Below are 21,661 nucleotides of genomic sequence, written 5' to 3' on the forward strand. Positions count from 1 at the left end.
ATGAGTGACCCAGTTCCGATGTCGGAAGATTGGGCGGTCTACCAGGGGGTGGAAGACGGTTTGCGCGCGTATCTGCGCGACGCCGATCTTGCATTGGACGCGATAGCGGGCGTCATAAACCTTGCCGATGTCCAGGCTTTCACCTGCGAGCGGGTTGCGACGACCCGAAGCTGGGGTGAGTCGCTGTGGCAGGAAGTGGCGCTCACTGACGGTCAGCGCTTGATCCTCTGGCACGGGGATGACGAAGAAAGCGACGAGGCTCCTGGCTCGCTGATGTTCACATCATCTGTGCGGACTGTTCCGCTGACAGCCATTGTGGATCAAGGACTTCGGACCCGATACAGCGTCGAGCCCAATGGCATGAGATCCCTTCACGCAGTGATGTTGTACTTGGCGACGCAAACGCCGGAGCGGTCTTTGACCGAGCTCACCGATGAAGCCGGAACGAAGACCGTGCAGTTCGTTGAGACATATCGTTTCTCAAAATCGGTGACCGACGGAGGTAGGGGACAAATGCAGCGACTCACGCAGTTCGGGAGAGCGCTGTCTCGTTTCTCGGGCCAAGGCAGCTGATGGGCGCGGCCACGGGAGCGCAGTTTGTCCTGACCAGAGGTGATGCCCGTGCGCGGGTGGGAGCCGTCGCGGCCGTGCTACGCGAGTTCTCTGTCGCGGGAGTCAATTTCACCGAAACGTGGCCGGAAAACGATCAGACGCCCCACGGTTGCGGCATTGTGTTGGTGCCGTGGCCGAACCGGATCGAAGCGGGTGCGTGGCTGCACGAAGGGAAAAAGCTGCAGCTCGACATCACAGATGTGGGCAACAACTGCGCCATCCACGGGCTGCTTCGCAACACCGCATATACGGCGGTGGAACAGAGCCCGGAATCGGTAACACTGCACGCCAACGTTTTCCCTCAGCACGGCTATCCATTTCAGTTGGATACCAGCGTGACCTACTCGCTCAGTGATCAGGGCCTGCAGGTTACTCACCGCCTACGCAACGAAGGGGCCGCTCCTGCGCCGTTCGGGGTGGGCGCCCATCCTTACCTGAGGGTGGGCGCGTATGACACAGCTGATCTCACGGTGGTGGTCGATGCCGCCAGCTACTTGCCGCTCAACGAGCGGAAGGTCCCGCTGGGTGCGCAACCGGTCAGCGGGACCGAGTGGGATCTGCGGCCTGGGAAGTCGCTTGCCTCGATAGATCTCGATACTGCCTACACGGACCTCACCCCCGTAGATGGCCGCCAACAGGTCACGTTGGGCGCGCCGGACGGCTCCGGAATCCTGCTGTGGGCAGACAAAATCTTTGGCTACATACAGGTCTTCACTCCCCGCGATTTCCCTGTACGTGGGCACGCTGTCGCGGTAGAACCGATGACCTGCCCGGCCAATGCCTTCAACTCGGGCAACGGGCTGCTCTGGCTAGAGCCGGGGGCAAGCTTCGAGGCATCGTGGGGGCTCGCCCCATTCGGTTTCTGATCCAGCCTGGTGGGGTGCTCTAGCGAGCGCCCGTCTTGCGGCCGTGCGCGCTAGTGCTCCACGTCTTGCTGGATGCTCCACGAGCACATGGAACTTCACTCACATGGAACTTCACTTACGAGGTGGAGCTTGCAGGCGAGAAGTGGGGAAACGGATCAGGAAGGGTGATCGGTCGCCCGTTCGGCTACTTCCTTCGCCGCTAATCTGGCAGCGTGTTTTGCGGCCTGCTGAACCTGCTGGCTCGACAACGGTTTGGGCGGACGTGCCGCCCAGCGGCGCAGCGTTTCCTCGCGTTCGGCTTGGTGGTCGATGATTGGCATCGGATAGCCGTTGGGCGGGCCCCCCGGTAGGTCCCAGGGGGTGTGGATCATGGCGCCGGGGATATCGGCGAGCTCTGGAACGAACTTGCGGACGTAATCACCATCCGGGTCGAACTTCAGTCCCTGGGTTATGGGATGAAAGATCCGGAAGAATGGGGACGCCTGCGGCCCGCCCCCAGCGACCCACAGCCAGCCCTGATTGTTGGAGGCAATGTCCCCGTCCACCAAGTAATCCATGAAATGCGCGGCGCCCAACTGCCAGCGCAAATGCAGATCTTTGACGAGAAACGATCCGACGGACATCCGGAGCCGGTTATGCATCCACCCCTGCGTAAGCAGTTGGCGCATCGCGGCGTCGATATAGGGGAATCCGGTTCGTCCTTGTTTCCACGCCTCGAAATGTTGATCTGCCACGGTGCCGGTGTCCCAGGGAAGATCGTCGATGATGGGGTTGAGTGACCACTTCAGCGATTCGGGCTTATGAAACACCAAGTCCGCGAAGAACTCTCGCCAGGCGATTTCACGTCGGTAGGACGCAGGTCCCGTCCCTGGAAGGCCCTTGACATCAGCCAGCAAGGTCCGAGGATGGATGCAGCCCCACTTGAGGTAAGGCGACAACCGGCTGGTGCCTTCATGATCGGGGCGGTTGCGGTCGTCGTGGTAGTCGGTAATAGGCCCGGCGAGAAATTCCTTCCACGTCGCGGCTGCTGCTGCTTCGCCAGCCACAGGAAGTTCGGCGACGGTGCTTAAGTTCGCGTTTGGAACACCGGAAAGCTGGTGCTCCAACAGATCTGCGGGCAGGACGCGGTCAGGAAAGCCTGCCGGATCGAAGACACCATCGATATCAGCCCAGACAATGCCAGAACCCGACCCGGCGGGGCCGCGGTAACCGTGTTCGGTCCAGCCGCCGAAGTAGGGGGTGAACACCGAATAGTTGCTACCGTCCGGCTTGCGAACGCGCCCGGGGGCCACGGCGTAAGGGGATCCCGTTGCCACGAGGGCGACGCCGGAGGTGGCGAGTGCATCGCGGACGCGGTCGTCGCGTTTGCGGCCGTACGGCATGTAGTCAGCGCTGATGTGCACCTCGTCGGCAGCTACCGCGGCGGCGACGGCGGGAACCACCACCACCGGGTCGCCAGTGATAACGAGGAGTTTGCCGCCGATTGCCGCGTCCAAAGCTGCAAGACACCGCAACAGGAACACGGTGCGTGGGCCACCGGCGTCGCGCAGTAGCGTCGGATCGAGGACGAAAAGGCCGACAACATCGTGATTTTCGCCTGCAGCAAGCAACGCTGGGTGATCGTTGATGCGCAGGTCCCGTCGAAACCACAGAATCCGGCGGGGGCTCTCTGTCATCTGCCGCGTCTTTCTCGTCAGTAAAAATGAATCGGTAATTAATTCACTGCAAAATGGTCACCCATGGTGCGCCAGCGACATCGTTCAAGAGGACTCTTGCTGGCGAAATTCCTCCTGTGAAGTGGCACCAAGAAGCTCGTGCCACAGAAATCCTTGGTTCGGCCGGGACTCGTCTCATTGAGCGGAGGTCGAAGGCAATCTGCAATCTAGCCCCGATTCAGTTTCCGGTAAGTCACCAGATCTTCCGGCTCAGCGACCGTCGATCTCCGTGTAATCACGCGCGGTGGAACCGGTATAAACCTGGCGAGGTCGGCCAATTTTAGTCGCCGGGTCTTTGATCATTTCCTGCCACTGGGCGATCCAGCCGGGCAACCGGCCAATAGTGAACAGGGCGGTAAACATGCGATCAGGGAAGCCCATCGCGCGGTAGATCAGCCCGGTGTAGAAGTCGACATTCGGGTAGAGCTTACGTGAAATGAAGTAGTCGTCCGAGAGCGCGATTTCCTCGAGTTGCTTTGCTAAATCGAGCATCTCGTCGTTTCCGCCCAGCTTGGACAACACCTCGTCGGCCGTTGCCTTTACCAGTGTGGCCCGCGGATCGTAGTTTTTGTACACCCGGTGGCCGAAGCCCATCAGCTTGACGCCCGGCTCCTTATTCTTGACCCGGTCGACGAAGGATTTGATGTTGCCGTCGGAGCTCTTGATGGTTGCCAGCATTTCCAACACCTGCTGGTTCGCGCCACCGTGCAGCGGACCCGACAATGCCTGGATACCAGCAGAGATCGAGGCGAACAAATTAGCGTGTGACGAACCTACGAGGCGCACCGTGGACGTTGAGCAGTTTTGCTCGTGGTCGGCGTGCAAGATCAGCAGCTGGTCCAGCGCCTTCACCATCAACGGGTCTGCTTCATAATCCTCGGCCGGAAACCCAAAGCTGAGTCGAAGGAAATTCTCCACCAGGCCGCGGCTGTTGTCCGGGTAGAGCAACGGTTGGCCAACGGACTTCTTGTACGCGTACGCAGCGATCGTCGGGACCTTTGCGAGTAACCGAATGGTTGAAAGCTCCACCTGCTCCTCGTTAAACGGATCCAGCGAATCTTGGTAAAAGGTAGACAGGGCAGATACTGCCGAAGAGAGCACTGGCATGGGATGCGCATCGCGGGGGAAGCCGTCGAAGAAACGCTTGAGATCTTCGTGCAGCATCGTGTGTCGGCTGATGCGTTGTGTGAAGTCTTCTAATTCTGTAGCGGAAGGCAACTCACCCTTGATCAGCAGGTAGCTAGTCTCCAAAAAAGTGGACTTGGCTGCGAGCTGTTCGATCGGATACCCGCGGTAGCGCAATATGCCCGCGTCGCCGTCGATGTAGGTGACGGCAGACGTCGTCGATCCGGTGTTGGTGAAACCGGGGTCCAACGTGATGAGGCCGGTGGTCGACAGTAACTTCGAAATCTCGACACCTGACGACCCTTCGGTGGCGGGCACGACCTTGAGCGGCAGCACCTCGGAACCGTAGGTGAGCGTTGCAGCGTCTGGGCGCTGTTCGGGGGCTGCGTTGACCTCGGACATATGCGTCAAGCCTTTCGTTGGACGACCCACGCTTGACCGGGCTGGCGCGGGGGGTTGCCCAGCGGCCACGGATGAGCGCAACTGCATTCTCTTGGCCTCGAGGTTACTTGCCCGTAGCTCTCCCTGTCGCCGTGGGAGTGCCCAGAGGGGGCTGGGGGAGACCCGAATCACCCCCAGTCTGCAATCGGAGGCCCAAGACTGCCAGAGCCAGCGTCGTCACGTACCGTGGAAATCTGTGACGTGGACCATATTCTCGGGCACCTCACGGAACCTGAAGAGCACAAGATCAAAGGAGCTTCGCATGGGGTTGTCATTGGCCAGCATCCTTGCCGAATCGGCTGCGCGCTTCCCGAAACGGTCCGCTGTCGTGATGGGGCAGGACACCACCAGTTACGAGGACCTGTGGTTGCAGACCCGCAGGTACGCGGCTGTCTTGCGGGATAAAGGCATCAGGCCGGGTGACAGGGTGGCGGTACTGCTGCCGAATGTGCCGGACTTCCCCCGCGCCTATTATGCGATTTTGTCGCTGGGGGCGGTCGTGGTTCCGATCCACGCATTATTGATTGCGCGCGAAATGGCATACGTACTCAGTGATTCCGGCGCAAAGATGCTGATCGCAGCAGGGCCGTTGTTGGCTGAGGGCGCGCCAGCTGCAGAGCAGGCTGGGGTCGACCTGATGGCCGTCATGGGCGGGGAAGGCGTCGATCGGCTTGATATCCTGGCATCTGACGCGGGCCCCATCGACAGTTACGTGGCTCGCGAACCAGAGGACGAAGCTGTCATCCTCTATACCTCCGGTACCACCGGCGCGCCCAAGGGCGCCGTGCTGACACAGCTCAACATGCTGATGAATGCGCAGATTAGCGCATCGACGGTGATCCAGCTCGCGCCGGATGACGTGATCCTAGGGTGCCTGCCGCTCTTCCACTCGTTCGGTCAGACCTGCGCAATGAACGCCGGCTTCTACGCTGGCGCGACGCTGGTATTGCTGCCGCGATTCGAGCCTGCCGCGGCCCTCGACACCATGATGACCGCGGGGGTTAACGTCTTCATGGGTGTCCCGACCATGTACATCGGACTGCTCGCGGCAGCGCGAAATGACGACAGGCGTCCGGTGTTGCGCACCGCTGTGTCCGGTGGTGCGAGCCTGCCGGTGACCGTGATCGACAAATTCGCCGAAGTTTTTAGCGCCGACATCTACGAGGGCTACGGCCTCAGCGAGACCTCCCCGGTGGCAACGTTTAACCAACCCGCCTTCGGCCGGAAGCCGGGCACGGTGGGGCGCGCCATTTGGGGTGTTGATTGCGATATTGCGGCAGCGGAAATCGAGGGCCGGATTGAACTGATGCCACAAGGGGAAATCGGCGAAGTGGTGGTGCGGGGCCACAATATTTTCGCCGGATATCTGAATAACCCGGAGGCCACAGCCGCTGTCAAGGTAGACGGTTGGTTTCGCACGGGCGACCTCGGAACGAAAGACGAAGACGGCTTCATCACCATCGTGGACCGAAAGAAAGACCTGATTCTGCGCGGTGGTTACAACGTGTATCCCCGCGAGGTGGAGGAGATTCTGCTGACCCATCCCGGTGTCGCCCAGGTTGCGGTAGTAGCGGTCCCTGATGCCGAGTACGGCGAGGAAATCTGCGCTGTGGTGGTCCGCAGCGCAGAGGGCAGCGACCTTGACGAATCCAGTTTGATTGCCTGGTCCCAGCTCAATATGGCCAAATACAAATACCCTAGGCGCATCGAATTTGTCGACGCTTTTCCGCTCGGACCGAGCGGGAAGGTGTTGAAACGGGAGATCGTCAAGGGTCTGTGAAGGCCGACGTGAGCCCGCGCACCTAGACAACTCTCATTATTGCGGCGTAGGAGTTGTAGCTGTATTTGCCCAAGGTGGGCAGAGGATGAGGGTTTCGCTACCGATGAAGCACACAAAGTGGTTGGTGTTGGGGTTGGTTCTGGCCTTAGTGGCTGTGACGGGGGTGCTGATTTATCAGAACCGCTCCACGGACACGTCGGCAGCCGGCAGTGACCTGGTCACTGAGACGGTTGTCGTCACGCCCACCGCGGAACTTTATGGCAAGCCGAGCGCGGACGGTACCGAATCGCTGGCACCGGACGCTCCGACGAGCGTGCCCGGGACGTCCATCTCGCCGGTGCCCGCGAGCCCCTCTGCCACTCCCGCCTCCTCTGCCACTCCCGAGGTGTCGGCAGCGCCCTCGTCGCTGGCACCCGGTCAGGTTCCGGCCGATGGATCGCGCAAACCCACGAACATCCCGATGACGAAACTGAAGCCGGGGGAGAAGGCTCCGCAGTTCATCATCTTCTCTTTTGACGGAGTAGGTAGTTCCGAGAAAATCAACGCCTTCATGGATGCCGCTGCGCCCACCAACTCGCGAATGGATGGCTTCCTCACGGACCTCTACCTCCTGACCGACGATAAAGCTGATCTCTACACCGCCCCCGGCGGCACCAAGGGCAAGGCGGCTGCTGGATTCGGGGGCGACGCGGCTGAAGTTATCAAGCGGGTCAACGACCTCAACAAGTTCTATGCGCTGGGCAACGAGGTGGGCACCCATTACAACGGGCACTTCTGCGAACTGGGTGCGAACTGGTCCACCGATCAGTGGAACAACGAAATTGACCAGGCCATGGATTTCTTCCAGAACTGGAAGAAGCTCGATAACCTGCCCGATGCACCGGACCTTGCTATCCCCGTCAGCGAAATCAAGGGGGGGCGTACGCCATGCCTGGCCGGTCGCTTCGACCAGCTGACTCCGGCGTGGAAGAAGCATGGGTGGACGTACGATTCCTCCGGTGAAAATAAGTTCACCGGCATCGCCTGGCCGCAGCAGGAGGACGGCATCTGGCAGTTCCCCATCCCCACCGTGTATTCACCAGGTTTCGACGTTCCGGGCTGGAAAAACCCGCTCGTAAAGGCGATGGATTATAACTTTTGGGCCAAGTTCAACAATGCGGTGAACGACCCTTCGAGCCAGCCCCAGATGACCAAAATTGTGGCTGACACTTATAGCTACATGTACGACCAGGCATATAATGGCAACCGCGCTCCCGTCATTGTGGCTAACCATTTCAACAATTGGAACGGCAACTCCTTCAATCCCGCCGCCCTGCAATTCATGTCTGAGAAATGCGGCCAGCCCGATACGTACTGCGCCACATTTGGCGATGTCATCTCCTGGATGCAATTGCAGGATCCCGCGGTACTCAAGTCGCTGCAAGACGCGGCCCCCGTGGCCGCTGGCCCCTGAGCGAATCGGGCCAGCGCGCCCACATTCGCCACACCGTCTCGTCCCGCGATTGCGCCCGCTCTCTCCATTTAATGGCGATAGCGGCCACAATCGTGCGAAACTGAGGTCCTTCTATAGCTGCGGTGTCGTCGAGCGAAGGATTTAAGAGAGATGAAGCAGTCCAAATGGGTCATCCTGGCGTTGGTGATGGCCTTGGTTGTGGTCACGGGAATTTTGATTTATCGCAACACGGCCACTGATAATTCCGCCTCTGGCCCGCTCGTGACTGAGACTGTGATGGTCACTCCCACACCAAATATCTACGACAAGCCGACAGAAACGGTGTCGTCAGAGCCGCCAGCCACCACCCAGGCGGCCGTGAGCTCAGTTCCTGTTCCCAGCGCCGAGACAACGCCGATTGCATCGGCCGAGACCTCCGCTGCCACGCCGGTTGACGGCTCGCGCAAACCCACCAACATTCCGATGACGAAGTTGGCGCCGGGCGAAAAGCCGCCGCAGTTCATTATTTTTAGCTTCGATGGGGTGGGCAGCAGCCAAAAACTCAACGAGTTTATGGATGCCGCGGCCCCGAATGACGCACGCTTTACCGGATTTCTGACCGGTCTTTACTTGTTGACCGACGATAACAACAATGCCTACACGGCCCCCGGCGCCAGCCAGGGCAGCTCACAGGTGGGTTTCGGTGGCCCCGCCAGCGAAGTCATCAAGCGCGTGACGGATCTCAATACCTTTTACCAGCGCGGTAACGAGGTGGGCACCCACTACAACGGGCATTTCTGCGAATTAGGCCAGAATTGGTCGACCGGTCAGTGGAACGGTGAGTTGAGCCAGTTCTTCGACTACTTCACCAACTGGAAGACCATCAACGGGTTGCCGGATGCTCCTGATCTGGTGATCCCGGCCTCCGAGGTCAAGGGCGGGCGTACCCCCTGCTTAAAGCACACGTGGAACCAGGTCGTGCAGTCCTGGAAAGACAACAACATGACGTACGACTCCTCCGACCCCGCCCCCCGCGACGGTATTTTCTGGCCGCAACGCGTTGATGGCATCTGGGAGTTCTACATGCCGTATATCTACTCACCAGCATTCGGCGGCAAGGTGACCGCGATGGACTACAACTTCTGGGTCAAGTTCAACGGTGCCAAGGAAGAACCGCAAACCCAGCCCGAGCTAACGCAAAAGGTCATTGATACCTACAACTTCATGTACAGCGAGGCCTATAACGGCAACAGGGCGCCCATCTTGGTGGCCAATCACCTGAACAATTGGAACGGCAACTCATTCAACCCGGCTGCCAAGCAGTTCATGTCGGAAAAGTGCGGGCTGGCCAATACTTTCTGTGCCACCTACACCGACGTGATTGCGTGGATGGAGATGCAGGACCCCGCAGTGTTGGATGACTTGCTGAACTCGTTCCCGGTCGCCTACCAGGCCCCCTGACCGCACATCGGGAACTGGCGGCCCCCGTTGGGCGCGTCCTTTGCGTTGGCACGTTAAAGCCGTGAGAACCTGAAACCTGAGCGCTTCACCTGCATGAACCTGAGAAGCGCCTGCCGATTCGGCGCTCGCTGGGCATGTGCGGCGCTGCTTGATCAGGAGCGAAGAGGGTTATGAACCGGGACAGCAACCGCGATACCGATTACCGGGATGAGGATTACGAGCTGGGTGCGTATCCGGAACCGCGGCCCGGTGATTACTTCGGTAGGCCAGGGCGTGGCAACACTGCCGGCAGCGCTGTGGGCGGCGGCCGTCGTTGGTTGGCCGTTGCGGTGGCCTTTGCGCTAGCTGTGACAACAGGCATTCTCATCTCCCAGAGTTCGCGCGAGCCAGAAGCTGTTGCGGCGTCGGATCTTTCTACAGACCCAGTGTCCCTGGCCGCCGATGAATCTCTCGCCGAGCAGCCTTCTGGGGCTGCTGTTCCTGTTGCAGGTGCCCGCAAGGCCACCAACATCCCGATGACAAAGTTGGCGCCGGGCGATAAGGCCCCCCAGTTCATCATCTTTTCTTTCGACGGGGTCGGCAGCCACACCAAACTTGTCGATTTTATGGCGGCCGCTGCGCCTACAAATTCGCGCTTCGTCGGATTCCTCACGGGCCTTTACTTACTCGAGGACAGCAAGGGTGGTCTTTACCATGCGCCCGGGGCCGACCCGGGGTCCTCCGATGTGGGGTTCGGTGGAAATACGGCGGAGGTTCTGACCAGGGTGGACGATTTGAACACGTTCTACCTCGGCGGCAACGAGGTCGGCAGCCACTACAACGGTCATTTCTGCGGTCTTGGAGCCAACTGGTCAACGGCTGAGTGGAACGACGAGCTCGACCAGTTCTACTCCATCGTTGCCAACTGGCAAAGCATGAACGAGATCCCCAATGCGCCTGCCCTCGCGTTTACCGGTGCCGATATCAAGGGCGGCCGAACCCCTTGTCTTGCAGGCAAGTTCGACCAGCTGACGCCTTCCTGGAAGGCGCACAACATGACGTACGACTCCTCGGGCGAAAACGAGTTTAGCGGCATGGCATGGCCTGAGCAGCGAGACGGCATCTGGCAGTTCCCGATTCCGACCATCTACTCTCAGGCCTACGTCGACGCTGGCTGGGGCAACGGCATGGTGAAGGCGATGGACTACAACTTTTGGTACAAGTTCAACGATGCCACCGACGACCCGGCTTCGGCGGCGCAGCTCACTCCCATGGTCCTGTCGACCTATGAGTACATGTACCAGCGGGCCTTTGAGGGCAACCGAGCACCCATCATCGTGGCGAACCACTTCAACGACTGGAACGGCAACTCCTTCAACCCTGCGACCCTGCAGTTCATGACGCAAGCGTGCGGGCAGCCCGAGACCTACTGCGCCACTTATCAAGACGTGATCGCGTGGATGGAACTCCAAGATCCGGACGTGCTCTCGGGGCTGCAGGAACAACGCCCAGTCGCGGACTCCGCCTCGTCCTGAGCTGGCGCAGCTAGCTCGGGTACCTAGGCTTCTGCGGTACGTCACGGCAATGCTGGGAACTGCACGCAGTGCTTTCGTGGAAAGCTAGAGACATGCGGAAATCTTGGTTGCCGAAAGTGCCCGCCAGCACTGCTTCTTGTATGGAAAGCAAACCTGCTACGGCTGGTGCTGGTGATTCGGGCGGGTTTGGACCGCGCGCATCCGCGATGGACTTCAATTCTTGGTTCAAATGCCGCAGCGTGGCCGGCTATGTTCTGGCGGCCGCTGGAGTCGCGGCTGCCGGCTTCGCTAGTTACTTTGTCGCCTCGCTGTGGGGATCACCGCGAAATCAGTTCGATCTGAAGATTTACTACAGTGCGGTGAAATATTGGGTCGGTGGCGGAAACTTGTATTCCTATGCGCAGCCTGACGCAGTGATGGGCACTTTGGGGTTTACCTACCCCCCGTTCGCTGCGACGCTGATGACGCCTATGACTCTTCTCAGTTTGGGCGGGGCGCGGCTGTTTGCAGTGTGCACAATAGTTTTGGCCGTAGTGCTGTTGACTTGGGCCATTCTTGCCCAAAGCGCAGACCTTCGGGGCCCGAGGGGCATTCTCATTGTCGGTACGGTAGCCGCCTTCGGTCTAACGTTGGAGCCTCTTCGGGAAAACGTCACCTACGGGCAGGTAAACACCTATTTGGTGCTGCTTGTTGTAGTCGATCTTGCGGTGGTCTCCCGATACGCCCCACGATGGGGGGGGGTAGGTATAGGGCTTGCGGCGGCCATCAAGATTACACCAGGCATCTTCGTCTTGTACTTGATTGCCACAGGTAGGTGGCGTGCAGCGGGGGTGGCAGTTGGGGCTGCCGCAGCGGCAACACTTCTCAGTGCCATCATCGCGCCTGCGGAAACGTGGGAATACTTCCTGCGCACATTGTGGGACACCTCCAGAGTGGGCTTCCCAGATAGCTTGTTCAATCAGTCGATCAACGGCTTACTCGCGCGCCTAGTTTCTCCCGAGGTGCCAAACAAAATTCTGTGGATCGTTTGCGCTGCATTCATTTTGGCATTCGGATTGTGGAGAGCTAGGCATCTTTTCCGTCTGGGGGATGACCTTGCCGGGGGTGTCATAGTGGGCACAACGGGGTTGTTGATTAGCCCCGTTAGCTGGACCCACCATGCGGTGTGGGCGCTGCCAACCGTCATAGTGCTAGTCATCGTGATCAGTCAAAGGACGAAGGGCTCCCATCCTAGTAGGGGCGGGTGGCTCGGTTCGATTGGCTTGGCCTCATTGGCCATCGCAGCATTCGGATGGATCGTTGAGCCAAGTCGCTACGTTGACGACTTGATACCAGACTGGTCCAGCGCAGGCTGGACATCGCAGCTGTTGGCGTGCCTTCCGACGCTGTGGATGGTTCTCGTTGTCGTGTTTCTTCCCGCGCGCTCATTCGATCGCTATGGGGAGGGTCCTAGTACTCCTCGGCGGTCAGCAGCAGCCACTGCGCCAAGTGCGCCGCGAACGATGCCCGCACCAAAACCCTGACCTGGTCGGCATCTTCGCCCGGTGCGAACCCATCGGTAATCAGGATGACCGCGCACTGGGCCAGCATGGTCTGAGCGCAACCGGTGCCCGTCATCATCGCCAGGTCGAGTGCGCAACCGTGGGCCAACACCCGCCGTGCGTTGCGACCGGAAATCCGGAGTGTGGTGCGGGAAGCCGAAACGTCAGTGACGGCAAACAGTTCTGCTTCGTCGCGGGCCAACATGCCCAATCGCGACGTCAGCTCCGCGGTCCGACCAGGGCCGGCCAACATCAAGAACTCATTGGGACCCAGAGCGAGAAACTCGACGTCGGCGCCCTCGGAGATTTTCCCGGTGCTCGTCGGTAGAGCAGCACCGAACTCCGCTTCCAGTGCGGCTGCGGCACTACCGCCCCGATAAAGACGCAGGTTCAGCATCGTCGTGAGAGGCTGCTCTGCTACCCGGACACCCGTGGCGGGACGTCGAGAAAGCGCTGTGAGGCTGCGATTCCACTCCATCAGGGGTGACTTCGGCAAGCTAGCGGGGCCGTGGAACGGCGCGAGCGGCTCGGGTTCGCCAGCCGGGTCTCCATCTCGACGTAGACCCTCCGGGTCGAAGAGTACTGACGCTGTGACGGTCGCTGGCACGGGGACTCCATCGACCACCGCGTACACGGTGCTGCCCATCCGGTGGTGCCCGTTGATTAACAGAGCGAGAGCAAAACTGGATGCCAAGGCCGCGGAGGGGTAGGAGGACGTGATGTGGCCGAGCATTGCCACTGGCGGCGTCAGTGGGCCCCGGTCATCGACCAGCTGGGAGCCTTCGGGGAGGATCCGAGCCCGGTCGTGGGGAAGGAGCCCCACCAGTTGTTTCCGGTCGGTCCGCTGGTTCTCCGGCCGCGAGTGTGAACGCTTGCCGAGATAGTCGACCTTTTTCTTAGAAACAGCCCAGCCCATCCCCAAATCCTGCGGTGTGATGGTGCCATCGGTGTCCTGACCGATGATGGGGTAACCCTTCTCAGCGCGCAGCACGTGCATGGTCTCAGTGCCATAGGGGGTGAGGCCAATCGGTTCGCCAGCCGCCCAGACACTTCCCCAGAGCGCCGCGGCGTCGAACCACGGCACGTTGATCTCGTAGGCAAGCTCGCCGGAGAAGGAAATTCGCGCCACTCGGGCGGTAAGACCCGCAACCACCGCGTCCCGCCATGCCATAAACGGAAAGTCGACGTTGTCGACGGTCAGATCGGGGGCAAGTGCGGCGAGAAGTGAGCGCGATCGTGGTCCGACCAACGCCATGGTGGCCCACTGCTCGGTCACTGAGGTGCACGCAACCCGAAGGTGCGGCCACTCGGTCTGCAGCCACTCCTCCATCCAGTCCAGGATTTTCGCGGCGTTGCCAGTGGTCGTGGTGACGAGGAAGCGTTCGGTGGCGAGCCGGAACACGGTGCCATCGTCGAGGGTCATCCCGTCGACGTTGCACATCACCCCGTATCGGATGGAGCCGACCTTCAGGGTCGACATCATGTTGGTGTACAGCATGTCCAGGAAGAACCCGGCATCCGGTCCCGAGACGTCGATCTTGCCGAGAGTGGAACCGTCCATGAACGCGACGGTGGTGCGTGCGGCGATGGTTTCGCGGCGAACGGCCGCGTCCATGTGTTCGCCGTCCTTCGGGTAGAACCATGGCCGCTTCCACTGCCCGACGTTCTCGAACTCCGCACCGTGTTCCACGTGCCAGCCGTGGGCGCCCGTGGTCCGCACGGGGTCGTACAGGTCGCCGCGCTCACGCCCGGCAAGGGCGGCAAACGAAATGGAGGTGTACGGGGCCCGAAACTTGGTCACACCCAGCTCGCTGATGTCAACGCCTTGCAGCGCCGCCAATACCGCGCTGGTGACCACTCCGGAAGTCTTGCCTTGATCATGTGCGGTGCCGGCGGTGGTGTACCGCTTGACGTGTTCTACCGAGAGCAACCCGGCGCCGCTAGCGACGGCAATCTCGGCCACGGTGACATCGCGCTGGATGTCGACGTAGTGGCCGTCAAGGGTGCGCGGGTCGACACCCGCCGGGAGCACCGCGTAGAGGGCGGCGGACGGGGCGGAAGCTTCTGGCAGGGTGTCTGCGAGGATGCCCACATCAACAGCATCACCGGCGAAAAGTGCTTGTGCCGCAGCTATTCCCGCTCGGACGGCTTGAGCGTTGGTCCGAGTGCCGGCGACGGAGCCCGCCACCGAGATGGCCTGGGTGGCCTCGCCGGGCACAAAGGCTCCGGTTCCGGGATCGAAGACCGTGTTTCCACCCGATTGGGAGAACAGCTGGACTGCTGGGTTCCAGCCGCCGCTGATAGCCAAAACCTCAGCCGTAATGCGTTGGTAGGAGGCGTTATCCGATCCGGAAGCTGCGCCATTCGCACCGACGAGCACCGCGGACAAAGTCCCCGAGCTGTCGACCTCGGTGCCGGTCACCACCGAATGCGCCAGGACCGTGCCCGTGAAACCCGCGGGCACGGTTGCCCCGGAAGCGCGCGGGTCCACCACACTCACGTTGGCGCCAGCGGCTTGCAGATCTGCAGCAACCCAATAAGCGTCGTCATTTTCGGTGAATACAACGATATTGTCGCCAGCGAGAACGCCGTACCGGTGCAGGTAAACCCGAACAGATTCGGCGAGCATGACCCCGGGCACGTCGTTGCCGGCGAAGGCGATGCTGCGTTCGTGGGCGCCGGTAGCCAGGATCACGTGGCCGGCGCGAATGCGCCAGATGCGTTCGCGGACAGCGTCTTCGCCAAGTCCATGACCGGGATGATCGGTGCGGTGTTCAACGGCGATCAGGTAGTTCTTGTCGTAGTACCCGGTAACGGTGCTGCGCTGCAGGTGCGTCACGGAGGGCAGAGAGACTAGCGCCGACGTCATGTCTGCAACCCAGGCGAGCTCGGCAGGCGTGAGCAGGGCGCCACCTGCTTCTGGTCGGTCGTCGATCAGCAAAACTCGCACGCCTTGGCTGCCTGCCTGCAGAGCGGCGGCGAGACCGGCGGGGCCAGCTCCGACGACCAGCAGCTCGCAGTGGAAGTGAAACGCGTCGTAGCTGGCGGGGTCTGCGACCGTGGCCAGTCGGCCCTGTCCGCGGAGGGACCGCGCGACAAGACCCTCTCTCAGCTCCACGGTGGTGGCAGTCAGCATCGGCTCGGGAAACGGCTCTTCGATCTGAATGATGGCCGTACTTTCCTCGGGGCCCGCGCTGGTGATGCCGCGCGGACGGCCTTTCATGATGGAACTTCCAACGATGCTCACGCCGTTGCCGAGCAAGGCGGAAGCTACAGTGTCGCCAGCGAAACCCTTCAATGGGGCGCCGTCAAACATGAAGGCCAGCGGCTGGTTTCGGTCGATGCGGCTACCGAAGGCGGGAAGGCGGGAGGCGCTCATGCTCGTGCTCCAGGTTGCGGCGTGCCCGCGGGGTAGATGGCGGAGAACTCGTAGGTCACGGTGTCGCGAACAGCGTTGAACCAGCGGCGGCAGCCGGCGGAATGGACCCACCGTTCGGCGAAGGGCCCCCGCGTGTTGTCGCGGTAGAACAGAAACTGCGCCCACTCCTCATCCGTAAGTTCCGCCGAGTTTTCCGGGTAAGCCACATGCGCGGCGCCGCCGTAGTGGAACTCTGTCTCGTCCCGCGGCCCGCATTCGGGGCAGTCGATGAGCATCATGATGTGGGATTCCCCTTTTGCAAGAGCAGTGAAGTGAAGAAACTAATGAGCGACGGCAGCGGCGCCGTGCTCGTCAACGAGGAGCCCGGTGGTGAACCTGTCCAGGCTGAACGGCTGGGCGAGGGGGTGCACAGACCCAGCAGCAATGGTCGCAGCCAGAACGTCGCCTATTCCGGGGGTTGCCTTGAAACCGCCGGTGCCCCAACCGCAATTGACGTAGAGGTTTTCGACGGGCGTTTCGCCGACGATGGGGGAGGCGTCGGGGGTGGTGTCGACGATGCCGCCCCAGGTGCGGAGCACGTGGGCGCGCGCAAAGATGGGGAAAAGTTCGACGGCGGCCGACATTTGACGCTCGATAACGTGGAAGGCGCCGCGCTGGCCGTAGCCGTTGTAGGAGTCGACCCCGGCGCCCATCACGAGTTCGCCCTTATGGGCCTGCGAGACGTAAACATGCACCGCGTTGGACATGACGACGGTGGGATGAACCTGCTCGACAAGTTCAGAAACCAAAGCCTGCAACGGATGCGACTGGATAGGCAGCCGGAAGCCAGCCATTTCCGCCAGCACCGAGGAATTGCCCGCACCGCACAGCGCCACCACGTCGGCAGTAATAGGACCGAGGTTGGTCTGCACCCCGGTCACTTTGCCGCCCGACTGGTCGATGCCTTGCACCTGGCACCCTTGAATCAAATCGACACCGGCTGCGTCGGCGGATCTGGCGAAACCCCAAGCCACGTAATCATGTTTGGCGATGCCGGCGCGCGGCTGATACGAGCCACCCATCACGGGGTAGCGGATGTTATCCGACGTATTAACGATGGGGCATAGCTCGCGAACACCGTCGAGGTCTACCCATTCGGCATCGACCCCGTTCAGCTTGTTGGCCTCGACGCGTCGCTTGGAGTCGCGGATGTCTTGCAACGAGTGGTCCAGGTTCAACACCCCGCGCTGGGAGAACAGGACCGGGTAGTCGAGCTCTTCTTCGAGGGTCTCCCACAGTTTCAGCGAGTGCTCGTAGATGCCGGCGGAGGCGTCCCAGAGATAGTTGGACCGAATAATGGTGGTGTTCCGCGCCATGTTCCCGCCGGCTAGCCAGCCCTTCTCCAGCACCGCAACATCATGAATGCCATAGCGCGTCGCGAGGTAGTGCGCGGTTGCGAGACCATGACCGCCGCCGCCGACTATCACTACCCGGTAGTGCTTTTTGGGCGCGGGGTTGCGCCAGAGAAAGTCGGGATGACCCGGTAGATCTGCCCCGGGGGGTGGTGTCGACATCACGTACTCCTTCACAGCAGTAATCTTTAGTGCAGGAATTTTCACAGCGGGGAACTGGCGAGCTAGCAGCGAATCTTCTTCATCTCCGGGTCGAAGCCGGGTTCGGCGGTGACCACGGCCGAATAGCGGTGTTCGAAATAGCCTACTTCTACAGCGGTTCCGGGTTCCGTGAGCGCTACTGGTAGCCAGGCAAGGGCCAGCGAAACGCCGAGGGTGTAGCTGTACGCGGCGCTCGTGACGTACCCGACTGGTTCGCCGGAGCAGTAGACGGGTTCGTTACCCAGGACCAACGCGTCGGTGGCCGCTGTGTTCGACGCGTTTTCGAGTGCGAGGAGCACCAACCTGCGGGTGACGTGTTTTGCGCGCTCGATCAGCGCCTCGCGGCCAATGAAGTCGCCTTTGTCGAGTTTGACCGCGAACGCCAACCCGGCCTCGTACGGATCGTGTTCGAACGTCATGTCGGTGCCGAAGGACCGGTATCCCTTTTCGATCCGCAGCGAGTTGAACGCACCGCGGCCCGCGGCAATAATTCCATGGGGTGCACCGGTTTTCATCAATAAGTCCCAGAGCGCGAGACCTTGGTCGGCGGTGGTGTAAAGCTCCCAGCCCAGCTCGCCGACGTAGCTCAGGCGCATCGCCGTCACCTCAACGGCGCCGAGGTAGGCCTGCTTGGAGCGGAAGTATGTGAAACCGTCATTCGAGAAGTCGGTGCTCGTGAGGGATTGCACCACATCGCGGGCCTTCGGTCCCCAGATTCCGATACAGCACGTGCCAGCGGTGATATCGCGTATCTGGATGGGAGAGTTCGCGGGCAGGTGGCGCCGGAGCCAATCAATATCCATCGCGCCGTTCGCGCCGATTTGGTAGAGCTCGGTTTCCAGCCGGGCGACAGTAATATCAGACCGGATCCCGCCGTCGGTGTCTAGCATGAGGCAATAAGTCACGCCGCCAACGGTTTTGGCAATATTCGCGGTGACGAGACCTTGCAGGAAATCGGTAGCACCCGGCCCGCTGACCTCGAGGCGCTTGAGGGCTGTCATGTCGTAGATGGCGACATCGTTGCGAGTAATTGCGGCCTCGGCGGCGACGGTGGGTGATGAGAACATGGCAGACCACGGGTCGGGATTCGGGACATGCCAACCGGTGTTGCGATCGGACCTAACGAGATCGTCATTGGCGGTATACCACTGCGGGCGCTCCCAGCCGCTGGCCTCGAGAAACTGCCCACCCAATTCAATCTCGCGCATGTAGAACGGCGAGGTACGCAGCGGCCGCGAATGTTCCATGGGTTGCAACGGGTGCAAAATGTCGTACACCTCGACAAAGTTCTGGCAGTCCTTTGCCAGTACGTAGGCGGGGGCGAGTTGGTGGCGCTCAAACCGGTTGACGTCCAAGGCGTGCAGGTCGAAGCTGCTGCAGTGGCCGTCGATGATCCATTCGGCCATCGCTTTACCCACTCCCGCCGAGTGCGTGACCCATACTGCTTCGGCGACCCAAAACCCTTCCACATCAGGCGACGGCCCGAGGAGCGGCAGGTTGTCCGTCGTGAAGGAGAAGACGCCGTTAATTGCTTCGGCGATCTCGATACCTTGAGCTTCTATGCGGACGGCGGACGGGATGAGCGCGGCGGTCTCGGCGAGCGGGAACTCGAAATCTTCCTGCGTGAACGGCAGGACACTGGGCATCACTTCGCCGCCCCAGGGCAGGAGTTCCTCAGCGGTGAGCGGCATCGGACGGTGCCGGTAGGAGCCAATTGCGATGCCCTCGAAGTTCTCGCGGTAGTACAGATCCGCGTCTTGATGCCGCAGCACCGGCCGGGTGGCTTCTCGCGTGTGGCCGGTGAGACTGGGCAGCGGCTTCGTCCACGCCAATTGGTGCGCCAAGGGAGTAAGAGGCAGCGCCATCCCGACCATCTTGGCGATCTTTGGACCCCAGATACCAGCGCAGCACAGCACGATATCGGCAGGTAGGAATCCGGTGCTGGTTTTTACTCCCGTCACCTTGCCAGCTTCGACGAGAATGTCGAGTACTTCGCAGTTGTCCTTGATGGTCACGCCGCGACTGCGGGCCCGTTCTACCTGCGCTGCAACAGCATTGACGGCTTTTGCGATCCCATCGGTGGGGACGAAGAGGCCGCCGAGCACCATCTCCGGGTTCAGCAGATCCCACATGTGCACAGCCTCTTCGGCGGATAGCAGGCGCGCATCGGGGATACCCCACGACTGGGCGTAGCCAAATCTGCGGTTCAATTCAGCGAGACGTTCTGGTGTGGTGGCGATCTCAAGCCCGCCGACGGCGAGGTAACAGGGCTCGTCTTCCCACTGAAGTGCGGTGAACTTCTCGACCGTATACATGGCGAGGTCGCTCATCACCTTCGTTCCATTCGTCTGGAACACGACTCCGGGGGCATGTGATGTCGAGCCCCCCGCGGCTGGCAAAGTGCCTGCGTCGACAAGCGTCACGTTCGTCCAGCCACGTTCAGAAAGTTCGTCGGCCGTAGAGGCGCCAACGATCCCGCCACCAATGATGACCACCTGCGGTCCAGCCATGATTCCTCCGGGTTACAACGCGTCTACGAGACAACTAGATGGCGTGGTGCGAGTCTGCTTTAACTACGTTCGTCATTGATGTCGGGGAGGGCGGGTTCAGCGGGGCGAACCAGTTCTGTACGGAAGGGGCGATGTTGTGCCAGATGTGCTTGATTTCGCGGTACTCGGCCAAGCCGGTGGGGCCGAGTTCACGCCCGTTTCCCGACTGGCCGAAGCCACCCCACTCTGCCTGCGGCAAGTAGGGGTGGTAGTCGTTGATCCAGACGGTGCCATGCCGCAGGGCTTCGGCGACGCGTTGGCCGCGCCCGGCGTCATTCGTCCAGACCGCGCCGGCAAGCCCGTAGACGGTGTCGTTCGCGATGTGGATGGCCTCAGCCTCGGTGGTGAAAGTCTCCACTGTCAGCACTGGTCCGAAGGATTCGGTCTGAACCACGTCCATTGCAGTGGTGCAGCCGTCGAGCACTGTTGGCAAGTAGAAGAACCCGCTCTCGAACTCCGCTCCTTCGGGCGCCTTGCCGCCGCAACGCAGGATCGCGCCTTCGGCAACACCAGCCTGCACGTAGGCGTCGACCTTGGCCCGGTGTGCAGCCGAGATGAGGGTGCCGGTTTCGGCGTCGTTATCGAAGGGGCCGCCAAGCCTGATGTGCTCGGCGCGGGCGACGACCGCGTCAACGAATGCGTCATGGATTGATTCGTGCACAATAAGCCGTGCGCCAGCGGAGCACACTTGGCCGGAGTGCAGGAATATCGCGGTAATCGCGAAGTCCACCGCGGTATTAAAATCCGCATCCGGAAAAACAATGTTCGGGTTTTTGCCACCGAGTTCCAGCGCGACCTTCTTCACGGTGGTTGCTGCGGCAGCCATGATGGCTTTGCCGGTTTCGAGGCCGCCCGTGAATGAGATCAGGTCGACGCCTGGGTGTTCTGTCAGAGTTGCACCTACGCCGCGACCGGTTCCGGTCACTAGGTTCGCAACCCCGGCGGGCAGGCCCGCCTCTGCGAGGGTATCCATCAGCAGCATGGCCGTTGACGGGGTGAGTTCGCTCGGTTTCAGGACAAAAGTGTTGCCTGCCAACAATGCTGGTGCAACTTTCCAACTGACCTGGAGGAGCGGATAGTTCCACGGGGTGATGAGCGAGCACACGCCGACGGGTGCGACCGTAATGCGGCTGATCGCGTCCGGCCTGCCGGTGTCGACCACTCGGCCCACATCGACGCCTGCACTGGCGGCGTAATACCGGAAAGAGGCCGCGATGTCGTCCATGTCGTACTCGGCTTCGACGAGACGCTTGCCCGTGTCGAGGGCCTCGGCCCGCGCGTAAATCGCCTTATCGCGTACGAGGAGGTCGGCCACGCGCGAAAGAAGTGCTCCCCGTTCGCGTTCCGGGGTACGTGGCCACGGCCCGTCGTCGAAGGCTTTGCGCGCTGCTGCAATGGCAGCCACCCCGTGCTCCGCGGTGGCGTCTGCGACGACGCCTACCAAGGTTCCGTCTGCGGGGCAACGGATCTCGCGGGGTATCGCGCCCACGGCCTCCACCCAGGATCCGCCGATGTAGACCTTCGACACGTCATCTGCTCCTGTTCCAGGTGCACTTGGGCGGCTGCAAGCCGTAGCCAGGAGAAGCATACGTTGCGTATTACGCGACGCATGTGCCTCCAGAGCAACAGCATCCAATCCAGATCAGGGAGTGTC

The 21,661-nt window shown here is 61.1% G+C and carries 14 protein-coding genes; 7 read left to right on the top strand and 7 right to left on the bottom strand.

From position 1 onward, the window contains the following. Positions 1–573 (top strand): hypothetical protein, encoded by a 573-nt coding sequence (locus EH165_RS02985; RefSeq protein WP_124797963.1) that lies wholly within the window; start codon positions 1–3, stop codon positions 571–573. Next, on the top strand, positions 573–1,478 hold the full coding sequence (locus tag EH165_RS02990; protein WP_124797964.1) for an aldose 1-epimerase family protein: 906 nt from the start codon (positions 573–575) through the stop codon (positions 1,476–1,478). The genes EH165_RS02985 and EH165_RS02990 overlap by 1 nt, the downstream gene beginning before the upstream one ends. 155 nt (positions 1,479–1,633) lie before the next feature. On the opposite strand, the gene EH165_RS02995 is transcribed toward EH165_RS02990, so the two are convergent. Beyond that, positions 1,634–3,154 (bottom strand): cryptochrome/photolyase family protein, encoded by a 1,521-nt coding sequence (locus EH165_RS02995; RefSeq protein ID WP_124797965.1) that lies wholly within the window; start codon positions 3,152–3,154, stop codon positions 1,634–1,636. Between the two features lie 249 nt (positions 3,155–3,403). Beyond that, positions 3,404–4,720, bottom strand: a complete 1,317-nt coding sequence (locus EH165_RS03000) for a citrate synthase (RefSeq protein ID WP_124797966.1) — start codon at positions 4,718–4,720, stop codon at positions 3,404–3,406. 301 nt (positions 4,721–5,021) lie between these two features. On the opposite strand from EH165_RS03000, the gene EH165_RS03005 reads away from it, so the two are divergent. The 5 genes from EH165_RS03005 (at position 5,022) to EH165_RS03025 (ending at position 12,469) form a co-directional block, all read left to right on the top strand. After that, a complete protein-coding gene (locus EH165_RS03005; RefSeq protein WP_124797967.1) occupies positions 5,022–6,539 on the top strand; it encodes a long-chain-fatty-acid--CoA ligase in 1,518 nt (505 codons plus the stop codon). Between the two features lie 103 nt (positions 6,540–6,642). Then, positions 6,643–7,992: a polysaccharide deacetylase family protein gene (locus EH165_RS03010; RefSeq protein WP_124797968.1), complete on the top strand. Its 1,350-nt coding sequence runs from the start codon at positions 6,643–6,645 to the stop codon at positions 7,990–7,992. A 150-nt stretch (positions 7,993–8,142) separates the two neighbouring features. Further along, complete coding sequence (locus tag EH165_RS03015) at positions 8,143–9,432, top strand: polysaccharide deacetylase family protein (RefSeq protein ID WP_124797969.1); 1,290 nt, start codon at positions 8,143–8,145, stop codon at positions 9,430–9,432. 170 nt (positions 9,433–9,602) lie between these two features. Next, the gene (locus EH165_RS03020) at positions 9,603–10,946 is read left to right on the top strand and encodes a polysaccharide deacetylase family protein (protein WP_239020674.1); all 1,344 of its coding nucleotides are present in this window, start codon (positions 9,603–9,605) and stop codon (positions 10,944–10,946) included. 140 nt (positions 10,947–11,086) lie between these two features. After that, the gene (locus EH165_RS03025) at positions 11,087–12,469 is read left to right on the top strand and encodes a glycosyltransferase 87 family protein (protein WP_164479099.1); all 1,383 of its coding nucleotides are present in this window, start codon (positions 11,087–11,089) and stop codon (positions 12,467–12,469) included. On the opposite strand, the gene EH165_RS03030 is transcribed toward EH165_RS03025, so the two are convergent. From EH165_RS03030 to EH165_RS03050, 5 genes are all read right to left on the bottom strand, one after another. After that, positions 12,396–15,866: a 2Fe-2S iron-sulfur cluster-binding protein gene (locus EH165_RS03030; RefSeq protein WP_124797971.1), complete on the bottom strand. Its 3,471-nt coding sequence runs from the start codon at positions 15,864–15,866 to the stop codon at positions 12,396–12,398. The two genes, EH165_RS03025 and EH165_RS03030, sit on opposite strands and share 74 nt — an antisense overlap. Then, entirely contained in the window at positions 15,863–16,144 is a 282-nt protein-coding gene (locus EH165_RS03035) for a sarcosine oxidase subunit delta (protein ID WP_124797972.1), read from the bottom strand. Before EH165_RS03035 ends, EH165_RS03030 begins: the two co-directional genes overlap by 4 nt. A 42-nt stretch (positions 16,145–16,186) precedes the next feature. Next, positions 16,187–17,419, bottom strand: a complete 1,233-nt coding sequence (locus EH165_RS03040; protein ID WP_124797973.1) for a sarcosine oxidase subunit beta family protein — start codon at positions 17,417–17,419, stop codon at positions 16,187–16,189. 62 nt (positions 17,420–17,481) lie between these two features. Continuing rightward, positions 17,482–19,968 (bottom strand): GcvT family protein, encoded by a 2,487-nt coding sequence (locus EH165_RS03045; RefSeq protein WP_124797974.1) that lies wholly within the window; start codon positions 19,966–19,968, stop codon positions 17,482–17,484. A 34-nt stretch (positions 19,969–20,002) separates the two neighbouring features. Further along, positions 20,003–21,535 carry an aldehyde dehydrogenase family protein gene (locus EH165_RS03050; RefSeq protein WP_206426068.1) on the bottom strand — a complete coding sequence of 511 codons (1,533 nt, stop codon included), beginning with the start codon at positions 21,533–21,535 and terminating at the stop codon, positions 20,003–20,005. Positions 21,536–21,661: the final 126 nt, after the last annotated feature.

The sequence above is a fragment of the Nakamurella antarctica genome (assembly GCF_003860405.1).
Lineage (GTDB): Bacteria > Actinomycetota > Actinomycetes > Mycobacteriales > Nakamurellaceae > Nakamurella > Nakamurella antarctica.

Excerpts from the sequence above, each read along its gene's own strand:
- EH165_RS03035 (WP_124797972.1), bottom strand. The coding sequence starts at position 16,144 with ATGATGCTCATCGACTGCCCCGAATGCGGGCCGCGGGACGAGACAGAG.
- EH165_RS03025 (WP_164479099.1), top strand. The coding sequence starts at position 11,087 with ATGGAAAGCAAACCTGCTACGGCTGGTGCTGGTGATTCGGGCGGGTTT.
- EH165_RS03005 (WP_124797967.1), top strand. The coding sequence starts at position 5,022 with ATGGGGTTGTCATTGGCCAGCATCCTTGCCGAATCGGCTGCGCGCTTC.
- EH165_RS02995 (WP_124797965.1), bottom strand. The coding sequence starts at position 3,154 with ATGACAGAGAGCCCCCGCCGGATTCTGTGGTTTCGACGGGACCTGCGC.
- EH165_RS03015 (WP_124797969.1), top strand. The coding sequence starts at position 8,143 with ATGAAGCAGTCCAAATGGGTCATCCTGGCGTTGGTGATGGCCTTGGTT.
- EH165_RS02990 (WP_124797964.1), top strand. The coding sequence starts at position 573 with ATGGGCGCGGCCACGGGAGCGCAGTTTGTCCTGACCAGAGGTGATGCC.
- EH165_RS03045 (WP_124797974.1), bottom strand. The coding sequence starts at position 19,968 with ATGGCTGGACCGCAGGTGGTCATCATTGGTGGCGGGATCGTTGGCGCC.
- EH165_RS03030 (WP_124797971.1), bottom strand. The coding sequence starts at position 15,866 with ATGAGCGCCTCCCGCCTTCCCGCCTTCGGTAGCCGCATCGACCGAAAC.
- EH165_RS02985 (WP_124797963.1), top strand. The coding sequence starts at position 1 with ATGAGTGACCCAGTTCCGATGTCGGAAGATTGGGCGGTCTACCAGGGG.
- EH165_RS03040 (WP_124797973.1), bottom strand. The coding sequence starts at position 17,419 with ATGTCGACACCACCCCCCGGGGCAGATCTACCGGGTCATCCCGACTTT.
- EH165_RS03020 (WP_239020674.1), top strand. The coding sequence starts at position 9,603 with ATGAACCGGGACAGCAACCGCGATACCGATTACCGGGATGAGGATTAC.
- EH165_RS03000 (WP_124797966.1), bottom strand. The coding sequence starts at position 4,720 with ATGTCCGAGGTCAACGCAGCCCCCGAACAGCGCCCAGACGCTGCAACG.
- EH165_RS03010 (WP_124797968.1), top strand. The coding sequence starts at position 6,643 with ATGAAGCACACAAAGTGGTTGGTGTTGGGGTTGGTTCTGGCCTTAGTG.